We start from the raw sequence: 17,056 nt of genomic DNA, 5'->3' as shown, positions 1-17,056 counted from the left end.
GACAGATTATCCATAAGTATCACCGGTCAGGCGAAATGGCGCCCGCTCGGCGGCAAACTCGGCCAGCAGACGCTTGACCGGGGCCGCCAGCCCCAGCGCCGGCGGCTGGCCGACGTCGTACCAGAGGCCGCCTTCACGCACCTCGAGGAGGTCGCGACAGGCTACCGGCCGGGGCGTAATCGCCAGACGGAAATGACTGAAAGCGTGGGTAAAACCGGGCCGCGCCGGTTCGGGCTCGGGGGCGTCGACGTGGCAGTCCAGCCAGTCGTTGAGCTGTTCGTGGGTGTCGAACTGCGGCAGACACCAGAGCCCGCCCCAAAGCCCGGCGGGCGGGCGCTGCTCCAGCCAGATGCGCCCGGCCCCGTCGTGCAGCATCAGCATCAGGGTCTCGCGCGTGGGGATAGCCTTTTTGGGTTTGGACTCGGGGTAGCGGCGTTCCTCGCCCTGAGCGTGGGCCCGGCAGACGTCGTTGAACGGGCAGACCGCGCAGTCCGGCCGGCCGCGTTTGCACAGGGTAGCGCCCAGATCCATCATCGCCTGGGTGTAGTCGGCCAGCCGGGTATCCGGCGTGTAGTGGTCGGCGAGCGCCCAGAGGTCGCGCTCCACCGCCGGTCGTCCGGGCCAGCCTGCCACCGCGTGCAGGCGGGTGAGCGTGCGCTTGACGTTGCCGTCGAGCATTACGGCGCGCGCGCCAGTGCTCTGGGCCACGATGGCTCCGGCGGTGGAGCGGCCGATGCCCGGCAGCGCGGTGAGCTCATCCACACTTGCGACCGGCAGCTCGCCGCCGTATTCCTCCACCACGACCCGGGCCGCCTTGTGCAGGTTGCGCGCCCGGGCGTAATAGCCCAGCCCGGTCCACAGATGCAGCACCTCGTCCTGCGGAGCCGCGGCCAGGTCGGCAAGCGTGGGAAAACGCTGCATGAAGCGCTCGAAGTAGCCGATCACGGTGGCGACCTGCGTCTGCTGCAGCATGATTTCCGACACCCAGACGCGGTACGGCGTGCGCGGCGCCTGCCAGGGCAGGTCGTGGCGGCCGTGGCGGTCAAACCAGTCCAGCAGACGCTGCTGGAAGGTGGCGGCATCGAGAACGGGCGCGGGCCTGTCCGGCGCGGGTCGGGTCACGGCACCTCCGGCGTTAGTCAAAAAGACGCTTCAGGCCATCGCGCAGCTCGTCGGCCGCGCCATCGCCCAGCTCTTCATCAAGCTTGTCCTTCAGGCGGTTTTCCACCTCATCGCCCAGCTGGCGGCCCACGTTTTCCTTGAAGGCGTCGCGGTCGATGCTACACCACTCGCCCGGGTCGGCGTCGGTAGCGCCTTCGCAGCGCACCGGCAGCGCCAGCTGTTCCAGCCGCGGGTTGACCTTGCAGGCGGCGTCGGCGGTATTGACCAGGCGGATGCCGGCCAGAACATCGAACCGCTGCCGACCGAGGTCGTAACGGCCTTCGCCGTTGACGTTGATACCCGGTACGCTAACGCGCACGTCGTCGCTGTGCACCACGCCGTCGCGCACGTCGAAGGTGGCCGCCGCGTGGTCAAAACGGGTCTTGTCTCGCCATTCGCGGCGGGTTTCGCGGCCCTGCAGACCGGCGACCGCCTCGCACAGCTGCTGCGAGACGTTGACGTCAGCAATGGCGCCGTCATTCAACTCGACTCTGGCGCTGCCGTTCAGCCGGCGCACAAGATCGGCGCGGGTATTGCCCCGGGTGGTGAATTCGCCGCTGGCGTTGAGCCGGCCACTGAGCGCGGCGTCGCGCTTGCCCAGCGCGTCCAGCAGCGGTGCGGTTTTCACCCGCGAGACACGCGGCGCCAGCCTCCACGCCAGCGGCTCCTGGCGCGCGTCCACGCGACCCGTGGCGTTCAACGAGCCGTCGTAAAAACCGGCCTCGAAGGCGTCGAGCCGCTGAACACCGTCCTGCCCTTTCAGGCGCAGCGTTGGCTGGTCAAAGGTCAGCCCGCTAAGCGTCAGCGACTCCAGCGTCAGCGCGGCGTCGAGGTCCAGCCCGTTCAGTAACTCCCGGGGCAGCAGCGCCGGCTCGTCGGCCAGCGCCCGGCGCACCAGACCGAATCCGGCCTGATCGTCTGTTGGCGGCGCGGGCAGGTAGCGGTCGACGTTGAGCGTGTCGCCTTCCAGGTCCATATCAAGCGCGGTGCCATCCAGCCCGGCGGCCAGCCGGCCGGTCAGGGTGGTGTCATCCACGACCAGCGACAGCTCGGGCAGGCGTAGGGTCTCGGCGTCGCCCTCGATGGGGCTGGTCAGCGCCACATCGGACAGCGCGCCGGGGTTGCGCGTATTCAGCTCAACCCCGGCACGAGCCAGCCAGGGGCGCAGCGACAGCGGCGAGAGCGTTACCTTGCCGGCGTAGTGCAGATCGCTCAGCCAGTTATCCAGCTGCAGCCGACCGCTGGCGTCAAGACCGTCGGGGCCGCTGAGCTGGAGGTCGCTGAGGGTGGCCGTCCGGGCATCCCAGTCGCCTTCCAGCGCAAACTTGAGCGCCAGCGCCAGCCCGCCCTTCCAGTTTTGCGGATGATGCAGGGTGGCCTTCACGATGCCATCGGTCACCGCAAGCTGCTGAGCATCGAGACTGGCCTCGACGCGGCCGGCTTCAAGACTCAGCTCCTGGGGCTTTTGCTCGGGTTCAAGGCGGTTTCGCGTGGTCAGCACCGGCTTGTCCATGGTGAAGCGGTGCTCGGCCAGCGCCAGGTTGAAACGCGTATCCAGGTTGATTTCACTGCTGAAATCCGGCGGCTGCGCCAGCACTTCGGCGTCCAGGGTGTCGTGACGATTGAGTGTCAGCATCACCTTGAGCGGAAAGGCGTCCCGGGGATTGACGTTGCTGCCGCTGATGTTGAGCTCTTCCGCGTGCCAGAAGGTGTCGCTTTGGGCATCGCGCAGGCTGATATCGGCGTTGTTGATATTGACGCTGGCAATGCTCAAGGCGACGTCCAGGCTGCCGGCATCGGCGTTCGGCCCGGCGCTGGCGGGGGCCAGCACGGTTTCCGCCTTTTCATCGCGCTCGGCCATGCGCTCCAGCAGCGGCTCCCAGTTGCCCTCGCCCTGGGTGTCACGGCGCAGGTTCAGACGCATACCGTCTAGCGTCAGGCCGTCCACGGCGATTTCACCGCGCAGCAGCGGGGCAAAGGCAACGCTGACCTCGGCGCGGTCTACCGCGGCAAAGGGGTCCGCGTCATCCGCCTGGTCGCTCAGCCAGGCGCGGGTCTTTTCCACGCTCACGCCGATACGCGGATAAAACGACCACGACAGGGCACCGTCCAGCTCGACGTTGAGCCCGGTATAGTCTTCAACCACGGCGGTCAGGCGGGGCTTGAAGTCTTCCGGGTCCAGAAAGGTCGTGACGTAGACCACCGCCGCCACGGCGACCACGCCGAGAATCCCCACGGCGGCGAGCAAAATGCGCAGGACCTGCTTCATGGTGTGGCTCCTTGTGCAGCCAGTATCAGGCTCTCGTCGCCGTCGGGCCGATAGCCCAGGCGCGACATCAGCATGCGATCGGCATGGGTCAAGGTGGCGTTGGCAACGCGCAGGTCGTGCCCCTCGGCGTGCGCTTCGGCGGCCACCAGCGCCATGAGCCGCGTGCCCACGCCGCGCCGCCGCGTTGTGGCGCGCACGCACAGGTCGCTCAGCCACCAGTCGCCGTTGGCCGCCGGCGCCAACACCACCGCACCCAGCAGGCGAGCGTTGAAGTGCGCGCAGGCAAAACCGTTCCCCGCTTGCAGCCGCTGCCGGATAAACGGCTCAGCGGCGGTATCCGCCATGCGCTCGGCGGGCGCGTCAAGGTAGATGCGTATCAGATCCTGCCGCGCCTGGGCGTCCTCTTCCCAGCGGCTCTGATCAAGGTGCTGCAGTGTCACCGGCATGACGTATCGTCCTCCTGGCCCGGTCTGTCAGGCGAGTATTGTCCGGCCATTGTAGCCGATGGGCGGGCGGATTCACTATAATGGCGGCTCGACTCATCCTGGAGCCATATTTGAGTCACAGTCGCTTGATTCGCAGGTTTGCCCTGCTCATCCGGTGGTCTGCGCCTTGCCGGGCCTTCCTTGCCGAAGCCCGCCGGGCGCTGACCTGTTTACCGCGCCAAAGGGTGCGGGTTGCCACCGGCGTCGCCCACGGGGGCGCCCTTGCGCAGGAGAACCATCATGTCAGCGCGTAGCGCCACGGTCAGCCGTGACACTCAGGAAACGCAGGTCAGGGTCGGCGTGGATCTCGACGGTGCCGGCCGACTCAACGGCGAAACCGGCGTGCCCTTTCTCGATCACATGCTCGACCAGATCGCCCGCCACGGCCTGATTGATCTGGATATCAGCGCCACGGGGGATACGCATATCGACGACCACCATACGGTGGAAGATGTCGGCATCACCCTGGGGCAGGCGTTTGCCCGGGCGATTGGCGACAAGCGCGGCATTTATCGCTATGGCCACGCCTATGTGCCGCTGGACGAAGCGCTCTCGCGGGTGGTCGTGGACTTCTCCGGACGCGCGGGGCTGTTCATGGACGTGGCCTTCACCCGGGACACGGTGGGGTCGATGGATACCCAGCTGTTTCAGGAGTTTTTCCAGGGCTTTGTCAACCACGCGGCGGTCACGCTGCACCTCGACAACCTCAAGGGCACCAACGTGCATCACCAGGCCGAAACCCTTTTCAAGGCGTTCGGCCGCGCGCTGCGCATGGCGGTCGCCGAGGATCCGCGCATGGCCGGGCAGATGCCGTCGACCAAAGGCCGTTTATAAGGAGCACGCCATGACCATTGCCGTCATCGACTATGGAATGGGCAACCTGCACTCCGTCGCCAAGGCGCTGGAGCACGTCACCCACGAGAAGGTGATCATTACCCGGGATTCGCGCTGCATCAAGGGCGCAACGCGTCTGGTCCTGCCCGGCCAGGGCGCCATCCGCGACTGCATGGGCGAGCTGGAGCGCCTGGATCTGCGCGGCCTGGTGGAAGACGTCCTCGCCCGCCAGGGCAAGCCCCTGCTGGGCGTCTGCGTGGGTCAGCAAATGCTGCTGGAACACAGCGCGGAAAGCGGCGGTGTCACCTGCCTGGGCACGTTCAAGGGCGAGGTCAGGCGCTTCCCCGACGGCATGCGCGACCACAACAATGCCCGGCTGAAAGTACCGCACATGGGCTGGAATCTCGTCGATCAGCGCGGCGACCATCCGCTGTGGGAAGGCATCGACAGCCACGAACACTTTTACTTTGTCCACAGCTACTACGTGGAGGCGGCCGAGGAAGCCGACGTTCTCGGCTCGACCCGGTACGGCCACATCAACGCCCACGTCGCCATTGGTCACGAATCCACCTTTGCCGTACAGTTTCACCCGGAAAAGAGCTCGCGCGCCGGCCTCAAGCTACTGGAAAATTTCGTGACCTGGTCGCCCTGATCCGCCCTGCGCGCTTTAACAAGGTAACACTGACATGCTAGTCATCCCCGCGATTGATCTGAAAGACGGCCAGTGCGTGCGCCTGAAGCAGGGCCGCATGGACGACGCCACCACCTACGGCGACGACCCGGTGGCCATGGCGGCGCGCTGGGTCGACGCCGGCGCCCGGCGCCTGCACCTGGTCGATCTCAACGGTGCCTTTGCCGGCCGGCCGGTCAACGGCGAGGCGGTCACCGCCATTGCCCGGGCCTACCCGGACCTGCCCATCCAGATCGGCGGCGGTATCCGCAATGCCGAAACCATCGAGCACTACCTCAATGCCGGGGTGTCCTACGTGATCATCGGCACCCAGGCGGTGAAGCAGCCGGCGTTTGTCAGCGAGATGTGCCGCGCGTTTCCCGGCCGCATCATCGTGGGGCTGGACGCCCGGGACGGCTTCGTGGCCACCGACGGCTGGGCCGAGGTATCCACCGTCAGGGCCACCGATCTGGCCAGGCGCTTTGCCGACGACGGCGTCTCGGCCATCGTCTATACCGATATCGCCCGGGACGGCATGATGCAGGGCGTTAACGTCGAAGCCACGGCGGCGCTGGCCCGAGACGGCGGCTTGCCGGTAATCGCCTCGGGCGGGATTACCAACCTTGATGATATTCAGGCGCTGAGCCATGCCGCTGACAACGGCATCCTGGGCGCAATTACCGGCCGCGCCATTTACGAAGGCAGCCTTGACGTCGCGGAAGCCCAGCGCCTCAGCGACCGGCTGAGCGGAGGACAAGCATGACCCTGGCCAAACGCATTATTCCCTGCCTCGACGTCGACGCCGGCCGCGTGGTCAAGGGCGTCAACTTCATCGGCATCCGCGATGCCGGCGATCCGGTGGAAATCGCCCAGCGCTATAACCAGCAGGGCGCCGACGAGATTACCTTTCTCGACATCACCGCCAGCCATGAAGGCCGCGATACCACCGTGGACATGGTCGAGCGCATTGCCGGCGAAGTCTTTATTCCCCTGACCGTGGGCGGCGGCATCCGCAGCTGCGACGACATCCGCACCATGCTCAACGTGGGCGCGGACAAGGTCGCCATCAATACCGCCGCGATCACCCACCCGACCTTTGTTCGCGAAGCCGCCGAGCGTTTTGGCAGCCAGTGCATCGTGGTGGCGCTGGATGCCAAGCGCGTCTCCGGCGATGATGAAGAGCCGCGCTGGGAGATTTTCACCCACGGCGGCCGGCGCGAGACCGGGCTGGACGCGGTGGCCTGGGCGCAACAGATGGTCGATTACGGCGCCGGCGAGCTGTTGCTGACCAGCATGGATCAGGACGGCACCCGGGAAGGCTTTGACCTGGGCCTGACCCGGGCCGTGGCCGAAGCCGTTGGCGTACCGGTTATTGCCTCGGGCGGGGTGGGCACCCTCGACCACATGGTAGACGGCGTCCTCAAGGGCGGCGCCGATGCGGTACTTGCCGCGAGTATTTTTCACTTCGGCGAATACAGCATCCCCGAAACCAAGCGTTACATGGCGGAACGCAGCGTCGAGATGCGGCTCTGATATGCGCTACCCACCTCATACGCGCGCTGCCCGCACACGCCGCTGGCTGCTCGGCGCGGCGCTTGGCCTTTCCGCGCTGCCCGTGGCTGCCGACAACGCCGGCAATGGCCACAGCGACGACACCAACAGCAGCTTCTGGCGCTACGACCACACCTTTGTACAAACCAGCCTGACCACCCAGCACTATTCGGGCAGCGAAGGGTATAACGAGGACCAGAACCTGATCGGCGTGGAGGTGCACAACCCCGACCGCTGGATGGCGGGCACGGCCTGGCTGAAAAACTCCTTCGACCAGCCGGTGTGGTACTTCTACGCCGGGCGCGAATTTGCCCTGTGGCGGCCGGCGCCCGAATGGGAGGTTCGCGCCAAGCTCACCGCCGGTGCCCTGCGCGGCTACAAGGGCAATAAAAAGCACAAGATTCCGTTCAACCACTACGGCATCGCCCCGGCCATTCTGCCCTCGATGGGCGTGCGCCGGGGGCGGGTGGAAACCGACCTGGTACTGTTCGGCACCGCCGGCGTGCTGCTTAACGCCGGCATCCGCATCTAGCCCGGCGGGCGGAATCCAGAGGCCTCAGGATTCCAGCGTAAGGCCCAGGTTGCTGACGCCATCGTTTTTGCCCAGCCGGCGGATATCCTTGAGCACTGTCTTGCCCAGCGGCTGCGAGACGCTGTCCAGCACCGCGTCCTGAAAACCGTTTTCGTCCTCGGTCAGCGGATGGTCGCGGATCAGCAGCGCCAGCTTTTCCGCCTCCTCCTCGCCTTCGGTCAGCTCGATAAAGCCGCGCACGCCGGCCCGCGACGTCCGGCTGACGTCGACCACCGCTTCGAGCGCCTCACCGCGCAGGGTATCCAGCAGCGACGACACCGATACCACGGCGTCAAGTGCCCGGCGGGCGCCAAAGCTGTCGTCATCGGCGGGCGGCTCGCACTCGGCAAGCTTTTCCGCCTGGCGGTCAAAGTCGATACTGGCGCCGGGCACAGCCAGCTGCTCCCAGACCAGATCCAGCACGGTGCGCAGCGTATGCAAGTCGCCGTGGCCGGTGGTTTGCGCATAGAGCGCATAGTTGGGCAGCTGACGCTCGCACAGCGCGGCCATGAACGCTTGCTGGGCCGGTAGATCAAGCTGCTGCAGGCGTTGGTAAAAGCCCGGTTGTGTCGATGCCATGTTAAACTTCCTGTGCGTGTTCCCCACGCCGTTCGGGCCGCCTGTGCAAAATGGCTGCGCCTGGCGTGCCCGCCAGGGCAACGCTCGTTTTGCCGGTACAGCGATTATCGGGAAATCTTTATCGGGTGAGGAGACTATCATGCACGTTCATCTGCTACAGCATGGTCCGCACCACGGGCCGGCGCGCCTGGCGGACTGGCTTTCCAGCATGGGCCACAGCCATACCGTGTTTCATCTGGATGACGGCGAGCTGGCGCCGCGCCCCGGGGACAGCGATGCGCTGATCGTTCTCGACGGTGATGAAGCCCTGTTGGACTCACCGCCGCCCTGGCAGCGGGGGGAACAAAAGCTGATCGAGCGCTATCTCGACGGCCGCAAGCCCCTGCTGGGGATTGGCCTCGGCGCGCATCTGATCGCCGATGCGCTGGGGGCAACGGTGGCACCGGGTACCTTTCCCGAAGTCGGCTTTCATCCCCTGACGCTGGCCGAGCACACGCCTTTTGACCTGCCCGAACAGTTTGCCGCCTTCATGTGGCACCGCACGGTTTTCAGCCTGCCGGATGGCGCCCTGCCGCTGGGCGCCACGGCCGCCGCGCCGGTGCAGGGTTTTGCCTGGGACGGCAGCCGCGTGATGGGCCTGCTGGGCCAGCTGCACGCCACGCCGCAAAGCGTCGCCACACTGCTGGAAAACGCAACGCCGCCCGCCGGTCGCGACGACTACCGTCAGCCGGCGGAAGCTATACGCGCCGACCACGACAGCTTTAACCGTCTGGCGCCTTTACTCGACCGGGTGCTGAGTCAGTGGCTGCAGTCAGCGACGCAGGGCTGACGTACCCGACAACGCCCCCAATTCCCCCAGCTACCGCGCCGGGTCATGCTCGGCCTGCCACTGTTGGGCGGCTTCAAGGCAGCTGGCCCAGTCGCCGACGTGGTATTCCTGCAGGCCGGCTTCCTGCTTGCGCGCCAGATGGTAGCGATACAGCGGATCGTAATATTCCGTGAGCAGCGGAGCCAGCCAGGCCTCGTGGGCCTGACGGTCGCCCTGTTCGTGAGCGGAAAACGCCAGCGCCTGGAGCCGCTGCAGGCGGCCAAGCCGCGCGCTGCCCAGGCGCTTCTTCAGCCGCAGCAGCGCATTGCCGAGCTGTTGCTGCATGCGCTGCCAGCCTTCCTCTTCACCGAAGCGCTCGCAGTGGGCACGCTCCAGATCAACGATGTAGTCCTTTTGCAGCTGATCCAGCCGCCAATCCAGCGGCATTTCCACGCGAATGCGCGGCGCCTGCTCCATGGCTTCCCAGAACGTCAGCGGCACGTTGACGCTGCCGACCCGGCGCGACTCGTCTTCCAGCACCAGCGGGCCCGGCAGCGACATCAGGCGTTTACTCAGCGCGTGCTCGAAATCAATTTGCGATGGCGGCGGCTCGGGCATGCGGCCAAACGCCGAGCCCTTGTGGCGGGCCAGCCCTTCCAAGTCGACACTGTTCGCCAGGCGGTTGATCAGCACCGTCTTGGCGCAGCCGGTGAGCCCGCTGACCACCAGCATGGGCTGTTCCGCGGCGGCATCGACGCGCTGGCAGAGACGTTGACGCATGGCCTTCCAGCCGCCGTCAATACGCGGCGCGCTCAGGCCGGCGTCCCACAGCCACTGCTGGACAATACGCGAGCGCAGGCCGCCACGAAAACAGTAAATCAACGCGTCCGGGTAGGCGGCCAGATAGTCCCGCCAGGCGTTCACCCGGGCGGCTTTCAACGTGCCGCTGACCAGGGTTTCCCCCAGCTCGATAGCGGCTTTCTGACCGTGGTTTTTATACGCGACACCCACCTGATGGCGCTCGTCATCGTTCATCAGCGGCAGGTTGACGGCGCCCGGCAGCGCGCCCTGAGCAAACTCTACCGGGGCGCGCACGTCGACCAGCGGTCTGCCATCGCCTACCAGGGCGGCATCGGCGTCTACGCGGTCATCGTTCACCCTTGCACCTCGACTCGAGCATCGCCGGCAGCCGCTTTCAATACGCCAAAGGCTTCCAGTTCCAGACCGTGCTCGCGGCCCAGGCGCTGGACCTCTGCCGCGCTGTCCGGGGCAACCGCCAGCAAAAGCCCGCCGGAGGTTTGCGGATCGCACAGCCACTGCCAGTGAGCGTCGTCCATGGCCGGCAGCGCCGCGCCCAGCGCATCGCGGTTGCGCCCGGTACCGCCGGGAACAGCGCCCTGGCGGCGATAGTTTTCCGCCGCTTGCAGGTGCGGCAGGCGGCTGAAGTCCAGCGTTGCGGCAACATCGCTGGCCGCGCAGACTTCGCTCAGATGGCCGGCAAGGCCAAAGCCGGTGACGTCGGTCATGGCGTGCACGCCGTCCACGCCGGCAAGCTCGACGCCGATACGGTTGGACACCAGCATGGTTTCCCGGGCCAGGCCCTGGTGTTCATCGGCGAGCAGGCCGCGTTTTTCCGCCGTGGTGAGCATGCCCACGCCCAGCGGCTTGGTGAGAAACAGCAGATCGCCGGGTTGCGCGGCGCTGTTGAGCTTGAGGCGTTTCAGGTCGATCAGACCGTTGACCGCCAGGCCGAAAATCGGCTCCGGGGCGTCGATGGAATGCCCGCCGGAAAGCGCTACGCCGTGCTCGCGGCAAACCGCCTGAGCGCCGGCCATGACGTCGCCGGCGATAGCAACATCGAGCTGGTCCAGTGGCCAGCCGAGAATCCCCAACGCCATCACCGGGTCGCCGCCCATGGCGTAGACGTCGCTAATCGCGTTGGTCGCGGCAATGCGGCCGAAATCAAAGGGATCGTCGACAATGGGCATGAAAAAGTCGGTGGTCGCGATCATGCCGCGACCGTCGCCCAAATCATACACGCAGGCGTCTTCGCGGCCCTGATTGCCGACCACCAGACGCTCGCTGCTCGCGGGGGGCCCGGCCTTGGCGAGGATGCCGTCCAGCACATCGGGGGCGATCTTGCAGCCGCAGCCGGCGCCGTGGCTGTATTGCGTCAGGCGGATAGTGCTCATTGAGGTGTCTCCCTGGGCGTTTGAAACAAACAGCGCGGTTTGAAAGGCGGTCAGCTTACCATTGCAGCGCACACTAGAGGGCATCCAGCGCATCGCTGAGCTTGTCGACCGGGGTGACGGTCATGCCTTTGGGGGAAGTTTTGGGCGCGTTGGCGCGGGGCACAATCGCCCGGGTAAAGCCGTGCTTGGCGGCTTCGGCAATGCGCTCCTGGCCGCTTGGTACCGGGCGGATCTCCCCCGACAGGCCCACTTCGCCGAACACCACCAGCTCCCGAGGCAGCGCGCGATTCTGCAGACTCGACACCACCGCCAGCAGCACGGCCAGATCGGCGCTGGTTTCCAGCACCTTGACCCCGCCAACCACGTTGAGAAACACGTCCTGATCGCCGGTAAACAGCCCGCCGTGGCGATTGAGCACGGCCAGCAGCATCGCCAGACGGTTATGGTCCAGCCCGACGGCTACCCGACGCGGATTGCCCAGCGCCGACTCATCCACCAGCGCCTGGACCTCGACCAGAATCGGGCGGGTGCCTTCCCACACCACCATGACCAGGCTACCCGGCGCCTGCTCTTCATTGCGGGAGAGAAAGATAGCGCTGGGGTTTTTTACCTCTTTCAGCCCCTGCTCCAGCATGGCAAACACGCCCAGCTCGTTGACCGCGCCAAAGCGGTTTTTCTGCCCGCGCAGCGTGCGGAAACGCGAATCCGACCCGCCTTCAAGCAGCAGCGAGGCGTCGATCATATGCTCCAGTACCTTGGGGCCGGCCAGGGTGCCGTCCTTGGTCACGTGCCCCACCAGCAGCAATACGGTGCTGGTCTGCTTGGCAAAACGCGTCAGCGCCGCGGCAGACTCGCGTACCTGGGCCACGCCCCCGGGCGCCGAGGCAATGTCTTCCAGGTGCATCGTCTGGATGGAGTCGATGACCAGAATGTCGGGCTTTTCCCGCTGGGCAACCGCCAGCACGGTCTCGATGCTGGTTTCCGCGAGCATCTTGAGGCCCTGGGTGGGCAGCTGCAGCCGGTGCGCTCGCATGGCCACCTGGGACAGCGATTCTTCGCCGGTGACATAGATGATTTGCCGGGTCTGAGCCAGTAAACACGCCGTCTGCAGCAGCAGCGTCGACTTGCCCGCGCCGGGATGGCCGCCCAGCAGCACCGCCGATCCGGGCACCAGACCGCCGCCCAGCACGCGGTCAAACTCGCCGAAGGTGGACGTCATGCGCGGCACTTCGCTCAGGTCGACCTGACCCAGATCCACTACTTCCCGCGTCAGCGCACCGCTATAGCCGCCGCGTCCCGAAGAGGCGCCCGTAGCAGCGCCGGGGCGCGATGCGGCCAGCTGCACCTCGCTGAGCGTATTCCATTCCCGGCAGCTGCTGCACTGCCCCTGCCACTTGCGGAATTCGGCACCGCATTCGGTACACACAAAAGCGCTTTTGGCTTTGGCCACGCGGCACGCTCCTTTACGTTAGCCATGACAAGACAATCCGGGTGATACCACCATGACACAGCAAAGGCGGCCCCGGGCCGCCTTTGCTGTGTTTGACTTGCACTGTCAGCGAGGATTTATCACTGGCGCTTGAGGCGCAGCTTTTCCCCGTTTTCAAAGCGGCGACGCTCGGGATCGATCAGCTCGAGCGTGCTTTCATTCATGCGCAGAAAATAGTACGTCTGGCCTTCGTTATTCGGCGTCAGCTCATAGACGGTGGCATCCGGATCGGAGGGGGTGCCGCTCAGCACTTCCCAGTTGCCGGCGTAATCCTCATCCGGCGGATTCTGCGGATGATTCATGTAGGACGCCGTCAGCGTGAAGGTTCGATCCTTCATGGCGTCCGCTTCCTCACCGGTCAATTCCACGTCCAGACCGATACCGTCGCAGTTGCGGCAAGGCAGGGAGCCCTGATAGGTCGCTACCGCCGGCTCGATGGACTCCTGACTGGCGGAATCCGTCGGCCCGCCGGCACAGCCGGCCAGCAATGACAGCATCGCCGACCCGATCAGCATGCTTCTCAAGCGCATGGTGTCTCTCCTCATTACATCAAACTGGTCAAAAAACGCTGGTAACAGCATAACGGCTTCACGCTATCACGCCCACCCCTGCACGTAACTTGCGCTTTTTTTCCTCCCAAGCGACCATAACGTCACAGTGCCAACCGATTCAGGTCATGTTCAATGAGCCAGTTCTGGAGTCCCGCCGTGCGTAAGCTCACGCCTTACGTACCCGGCGAGCAGCCCGTTGATCGGGTCATCAAGCTTAACACCAATGAAAATCCCTACCCGCCTGCGCCGGGTGTTGGCGAGGTGCTGCGCAACTATGCCACCAGCCAGCTGCGCCTCTACCCCGATCCGACTTCCACGGCGCTGCGGCAAACGCTGGCCGATACCTACGACATGCCGGCCGACAACGTCTTTGTGGGCAACGGCTCGGATGAAGTTCTGGCCTTTGCTTTTCAGGCCTTCTTCTGCCACGACGCGCCGCTGGATGTGCCCGAGGTGACGTATAGCTTCTACCCGGTCTACGCCCGGCTTTACGGCGTGGAACTGCGGCAGCATCCCCTGAATGGGAAACGGGAAACGGATCTGGCGGCACTGGCAGAGGCACACGATAGAAGCGGCGTCATTCTGGCCAATCCCAACGCGCCTACCGGCCACGCGCATTCGCCCGCTGCGCTGGAATCGCTTTTGCAGCGTGTTACCGACCGCGTCGTGCTGGTGGATGAAGCCTATGTCGACTTCGGTGCAGAAAGCGCTGTGGCGCTGACCCGGCATTATCCCAACCTGCTGATCACCGGCACGTTTTCCAAATCCCGCAGTCTTGCCGGGATTCGCCTGGGCTACGCCATCGGCTCAGAGGAACTGATCGAAGGCCTCAACCGGGTCAAGGACTCATTCAACTCCTACCCCGTCGACCGCCTGACGCAGGAGATCGGCATCGCGGCACTGAAAGATACCGAACACTTCGATGCCTGTCGCAATAGCGTCATGGCCACCCGCGAGCGTACCCGAACGCGGCTGGAATCGTTGGGATTCGAGGTTCTGCCCTCTTCTGCCAACTTCCTGCTGGTACAGCACAGCACATACGACGGCGGGCAGCTGTTTGCCGGCCTGCGCGAGCGCGGCGTTCTGGTGCGCCACTTCAACAAGGCAGGACTCAACAACTTTTTACGTATCTCCATCGGCACCGACGACGAAATGAACACCCTGCTGGAAACGCTGGAAGTACTCTGCAGATAAGCGGCCAGTTGCAAAACCATCAATATAAAAGGGCTTTATAAAAGGGCTTTACGTAGGAGGCGGCGGCCAGTTTTCCTACGCCCACGCATAAAACCCGCCCACACAAAAACCCGGCACTCGGCCGGGTTCTCTGCACTGTACGTGCCTGACGATGACCTACTCTCGCATGGGGAGACCCCACACTACCATCGGCGCTGGGCGGTTTCACGGCTGAGTTCGGCATGGGTTCAGGTGGTTCCCGCCCGCTATGGTCGTCAGGCATGACCGGTCGTATATCAAGCTGCTGTGACACGTCTCGCGTATCCGACGGTGTTGCGTCTCTCGTTGTCCTGCGACCCGACCCCTTGGGTGTTATAGGGGCAAGCCTCACGGGCCATTAGTACCGGTTAGCTCAACGCCTTGCAGCGCGTCCACACCCGGCCTATCAACCAGCTCGTCTTGCTGGGCCCTTCAGGAGGCTCACGGCCTCGGGGATGTCTCATCTTGAAGGGGGCTTCCCGCTTAGATGCTTTCAGCGGTTATCCCGTCCGCACTTAGCTACCCGGCAATGCCACTGGCGTGACAACCGGAACACCAGAGGTGCGTCCACTCCGGTCCTCTCGTACTAGGAGCAGCCCTTCGCAAACATCCTGCGCCCACGGCAGATAGGGACCGAACTGTCTCACGACGTTCTAAACCCAGCTCGCGTACCACTTTAAATGGCGAACAGCCATACCCTTGGGACCGACTTCAGCCCCAGGATGTGATGAGCCGACATCGAGGTGCCAAACACCGCCGTCGATGTGAACTCTTGGGCGGTATCAGCCTGTTATCCCCGGAGTACCTTTTATCCGTTGAGCGATGGCCCTTCCATGCAGAACCACCGGATCACTAGAACCTGCTTTCGCACCTGCTCGACGTGTCTGTCTCGCAGTCAAGCACCCTTGTGCTCTTGCACTCACTGCACGATGTCCAACCGTGCTGAGGGTACCTTCGTGCTCCTCCGTTACACTTTGGGAGGGAGACCGCCCCAGTCAAACTACCCACCACACACGGTCCTCGATCCGGATCACGGATCGGAGTGAGAACGCCCATGATGCCGGGCTGGTATTTCAAGGGTGGCTCCCCCCGGTCTGGCGACCGGGGTTCCATGCCTCCCAGCTATCCTACACAGGCATCATCAGCGTCCAGTGTGAAGCTATAGTAAAGGTTCACGGGGTCTTTCCGTCTGGCCGCGGGTACACCGCATCTTCACGGCGATTTCAATTTCACTGAGTCTCGGGTGGAGACAGCGTGGCCGTCATTGCGCCGTTCGTGCAGGTCGGAACTTACCCGACAAGGAATTTCGCTACCTTAGGACCGTTATAGTTACGGCCGCCGTTTACCGGGGCTTCGATCAAGCGCGTCGCCGGAGCTAACGCCATCACTTAACCTTCCGGCACCGGGCAGGCGTCACACCCTATACGTCCGCTTGCGCGTTGGCAGAGTGCTGTGTTTTTAGTAAACAGTTGCAGCCACCTGGTATCTTCGACCGCCTTCCGCTCGACCCGCGAGGGGCGTCACGGCGTGGCGGCGTGCCTTCTCCCGAAGTTACGGCACCATTTTGCCTAGTTCCTTCACCCGAGTTGTCTCAAGCGCCTGGGGATTCTCACCCTGACCACCTGTGTTGGTTTGGGGTACGGTCGCACTGTATGTAGAGCTTAGAGGCTTTTCCCGGAAGCGTGGCATCAATGACTTCAACACCGGAGTGTCTTCGTCTCGTGTCTCGGCCCGGGAGAACCGGATTTGCCTGATTCTCCAGCCTACGCACTTTCACCGGGACAACCGTCGCCCGGCTCACCTAGCCTTCTTCGTTCCCCCATCGCCATACAGTCCGGTACGGGAATATTGACCCGTTTCCCATCGACTACGCCTTTCGGCCTCGCCTTAGGGGCCGACTCACTCTGCTCCGATTAGCGTCGAACAGAAACCCTGGGTCTTCCGGCGAGGGCGTTTTTCACGCCCTTTATCGTTACTCATGTCAGCATTCGCACTCGTGATACCTCCAGCGGACTTCTCAATCCACCTTCGTCGGCGTACACGACGCTCCTCTACCACGCATCCGACGGATGCGTCCGTAGCTTCGGTAACCGGTTTAGCCCCGTTACATCTTCCGCGCAGGCCGATTCGACCAGTGAGCTATTACGCTTTCTTTAAAGGATGGCTGCTTCTAAGCCAACCTCCTGGCTGTCTGAACCTTCCCACTTCGTTTCCCACTGAACCGGTATTTGGGGACCTTAGCTGACGGTTTGGGTTGTTGCCCTTTCCACAGTGGACGTTAGCACCCACTGTGTGTCTCCCACGCTCGCACTCACCGGTATTCGGAGTTTGCCTCGGGTTGGTAAGTCGGGATGACCCCCTAGCCGAAACAGTGCTCTACCCCCGGCGGTGATACGTGAGGCGCTACCTAAATAGCTTTCGAGGAGAACCAGCTATCTCCGGGCTTGATTAGCCTTTCACTCCGACCCACAGCTCATCCCCTCATTTTTCAACATAAGTGGGTTCGAGCCTCCAGTTGCTGTTACGCAACCTTCACTCTGGCCATGGGTAGATCGCCCGGTTTCGGGTCTATTGCCGGCAACTGTGCGCCCTGTTAAGACTCGCTTTCGCTACGCCTCCCCTCGTCGGTTAAGCTCGCTACAGACAATAAGTCGCTGACCCATTATACAAAAGGTACGCGGTCA

The 17,056-nt window shown here is 64.1% G+C and carries 15 protein-coding genes and 2 rRNA genes; 7 read left to right on the top strand and 10 right to left on the bottom strand.

Going from position 1 to position 17,056, the window contains the following annotated elements:
* Positions 1-6 precede the first annotated feature (6 nt).
* Genes mutY through C793_RS0103400 form a run of 3 tightly spaced genes read right to left on the bottom strand, consistent with a single transcriptional unit; the run spans position 7 to position 3,876 of the window.
* Entirely contained in the window at positions 7-1,122 is a 1,116-nt protein-coding gene (gene mutY / locus C793_RS0103410) for an A/G-specific adenine glycosylase (protein WP_017429554.1), read from the bottom strand.
* 13 nt (positions 1,123-1,135) lie between these two features.
* Positions 1,136-3,430 (bottom strand): AsmA family protein, encoded by a 2,295-nt coding sequence (locus tag C793_RS0103405; RefSeq protein WP_017429553.1) that lies wholly within the window; start codon positions 3,428-3,430, stop codon positions 1,136-1,138.
* On the bottom strand, positions 3,427-3,876 hold the full coding sequence (locus tag C793_RS0103400) for an acetyl-CoA sensor PanZ family protein (RefSeq protein WP_017429552.1): 450 nt from the start codon (positions 3,874-3,876) through the stop codon (positions 3,427-3,429). Before C793_RS0103400 ends, C793_RS0103405 begins: the two co-directional genes overlap by 4 nt.
* Positions 3,877-4,155: 279 nt before the next feature.
* Here C793_RS0103400 and hisB point away from each other — a divergent pair, with 279 nt between their 5' ends.
* From hisB to C793_RS0103375, 5 genes are read left to right on the top strand one after another with little or no spacing between them, the layout of a single operon-like run.
* The gene (hisB, locus tag C793_RS0103395; protein ID WP_017429551.1) at positions 4,156-4,749 is read left to right on the top strand and encodes an imidazoleglycerol-phosphate dehydratase HisB; all 594 of its coding nucleotides are present in this window, start codon (positions 4,156-4,158) and stop codon (positions 4,747-4,749) included.
* A gap of 10 nt (positions 4,750-4,759) precedes the next feature.
* Entirely contained in the window at positions 4,760-5,401 is a 642-nt protein-coding gene (hisH, locus tag C793_RS0103390; protein WP_017429550.1) for an imidazole glycerol phosphate synthase subunit HisH, read from the top strand.
* A 34-nt stretch (positions 5,402-5,435) separates the two neighbouring features.
* Positions 5,436-6,182, top strand: coding sequence for a 1-(5-phosphoribosyl)-5-[(5-phosphoribosylamino)methylideneamino]imidazole-4-carboxamide isomerase (hisA, locus tag C793_RS0103385; RefSeq protein WP_017429549.1), 747 nt, complete (start codon positions 5,436-5,438; stop codon positions 6,180-6,182).
* Positions 6,179-6,952, top strand: coding sequence for an imidazole glycerol phosphate synthase subunit HisF (gene hisF, locus C793_RS0103380; protein WP_017429548.1), 774 nt, complete (start codon positions 6,179-6,181; stop codon positions 6,950-6,952). The genes hisA and hisF overlap by 4 nt, the downstream gene beginning before the upstream one ends.
* A 1-nt stretch (position 6,953) precedes the next feature.
* Positions 6,954-7,502 (top strand): hypothetical protein, encoded by a 549-nt coding sequence (locus C793_RS0103375; protein ID WP_017429547.1) that lies wholly within the window; start codon positions 6,954-6,956, stop codon positions 7,500-7,502.
* A gap of 24 nt (positions 7,503-7,526) precedes the next feature.
* Here the strand turns inward: C793_RS0103375 and C793_RS0103370 are convergent, their stop codons facing one another.
* On the bottom strand, positions 7,527-8,120 hold the full coding sequence (locus C793_RS0103370) for a YjaG family protein (protein WP_017429546.1): 594 nt from the start codon (positions 8,118-8,120) through the stop codon (positions 7,527-7,529).
* A gap of 139 nt (positions 8,121-8,259) precedes the next feature.
* On the opposite strand from C793_RS0103370, the gene C793_RS0103365 reads away from it, so the two are divergent.
* A complete protein-coding gene (locus C793_RS0103365; protein ID WP_017429545.1) occupies positions 8,260-8,949 on the top strand; it encodes a type 1 glutamine amidotransferase in 690 nt (229 codons plus the stop codon).
* 30 nt (positions 8,950-8,979) lie between these two features.
* Here C793_RS0103365 and mnmH read toward each other — a convergent pair whose 3' ends face one another.
* The 4 genes from mnmH to C793_RS0103345 form a co-directional block, all read right to left on the bottom strand.
* A complete protein-coding gene (gene mnmH, locus C793_RS0103360) occupies positions 8,980-10,086 on the bottom strand; it encodes a tRNA 2-selenouridine(34) synthase MnmH (protein WP_017429544.1) in 1,107 nt (368 codons plus the stop codon).
* Positions 10,083-11,120 carry a selenide, water dikinase SelD gene (gene selD, locus C793_RS0103355; protein ID WP_017429543.1) on the bottom strand — a complete coding sequence of 346 codons (1,038 nt, stop codon included), beginning with the start codon at positions 11,118-11,120 and terminating at the stop codon, positions 10,083-10,085. Before selD ends, mnmH begins: the two co-directional genes overlap by 4 nt.
* A gap of 73 nt (positions 11,121-11,193) precedes the next feature.
* Entirely contained in the window at positions 11,194-12,570 is a 1,377-nt protein-coding gene (radA, locus tag C793_RS0103350; RefSeq protein ID WP_017429542.1) for a DNA repair protein RadA, read from the bottom strand.
* A 119-nt stretch (positions 12,571-12,689) separates the two neighbouring features.
* The gene (locus tag C793_RS0103345) at positions 12,690-13,139 is read right to left on the bottom strand and encodes a copper resistance protein NlpE N-terminal domain-containing protein (RefSeq protein ID WP_017429541.1); all 450 of its coding nucleotides are present in this window, start codon (positions 13,137-13,139) and stop codon (positions 12,690-12,692) included.
* 153 nt (positions 13,140-13,292) lie between these two features.
* On the opposite strand from C793_RS0103345, the gene hisC reads away from it, so the two are divergent.
* Complete coding sequence (gene hisC / locus C793_RS0103340) at positions 13,293-14,354, top strand: histidinol-phosphate transaminase (protein ID WP_017429540.1); 1,062 nt, start codon at positions 13,293-13,295, stop codon at positions 14,352-14,354.
* A gap of 143 nt (positions 14,355-14,497) precedes the next feature.
* On the opposite strand, the gene rrf is transcribed toward hisC, so the two are convergent.
* Both rrf and C793_RS0103330 read right to left on the bottom strand, forming a co-directional pair.
* A 5S ribosomal RNA gene (gene rrf / locus C793_RS0103335) occupies positions 14,498-14,613 on the bottom strand.
* Between the two features lie 96 nt (positions 14,614-14,709).
* A 23S ribosomal RNA gene (locus tag C793_RS0103330) occupies positions 14,710-17,056 on the bottom strand; the annotation flags it as partial.

Source organism: Vreelandella jeotgali Hwa (assembly GCF_000334215.1).
GTDB lineage: Bacteria > Pseudomonadota > Gammaproteobacteria > Pseudomonadales > Halomonadaceae > Vreelandella > Vreelandella jeotgali.
The sequence above is the reverse complement of the archived record's forward strand: the minus strand, read 5'-3'. Positions and strand labels throughout refer to the sequence as shown.

What these genes read in the sequence shown, in the direction of transcription:
- C793_RS0103345 (WP_017429541.1), bottom strand. Translation starts at nt 13,139, where the DNA reads ATGCGCTTGAGAAGCATGCTGATCGGGTCGGCGATGCTGTCATTGCTG.
- hisC (WP_017429540.1), top strand. Translation starts at nt 13,293, where the DNA reads ATGAGCCAGTTCTGGAGTCCCGCCGTGCGTAAGCTCACGCCTTACGTA.
- C793_RS0103400 (WP_017429552.1), bottom strand. Translation starts at nt 3,876, where the DNA reads ATGCCGGTGACACTGCAGCACCTTGATCAGAGCCGCTGGGAAGAGGAC.
- C793_RS0103365 (WP_017429545.1), top strand. Translation starts at nt 8,260, where the DNA reads ATGCACGTTCATCTGCTACAGCATGGTCCGCACCACGGGCCGGCGCGC.
- hisA (WP_017429549.1), top strand. Translation starts at nt 5,436, where the DNA reads ATGCTAGTCATCCCCGCGATTGATCTGAAAGACGGCCAGTGCGTGCGC.
- hisF (WP_017429548.1), top strand. Translation starts at nt 6,179, where the DNA reads ATGACCCTGGCCAAACGCATTATTCCCTGCCTCGACGTCGACGCCGGC.
- hisB (WP_017429551.1), top strand. Translation starts at nt 4,156, where the DNA reads ATGTCAGCGCGTAGCGCCACGGTCAGCCGTGACACTCAGGAAACGCAG.
- selD (WP_017429543.1), bottom strand. Translation starts at nt 11,120, where the DNA reads ATGAGCACTATCCGCCTGACGCAATACAGCCACGGCGCCGGCTGCGGC.
- C793_RS0103375 (WP_017429547.1), top strand. Translation starts at nt 6,954, where the DNA reads ATGCGCTACCCACCTCATACGCGCGCTGCCCGCACACGCCGCTGGCTG.
- C793_RS0103405 (WP_017429553.1), bottom strand. Translation starts at nt 3,430, where the DNA reads ATGAAGCAGGTCCTGCGCATTTTGCTCGCCGCCGTGGGGATTCTCGGC.
- C793_RS0103370 (WP_017429546.1), bottom strand. Translation starts at nt 8,120, where the DNA reads ATGGCATCGACACAACCGGGCTTTTACCAACGCCTGCAGCAGCTTGAT.
- hisH (WP_017429550.1), top strand. Translation starts at nt 4,760, where the DNA reads ATGACCATTGCCGTCATCGACTATGGAATGGGCAACCTGCACTCCGTC.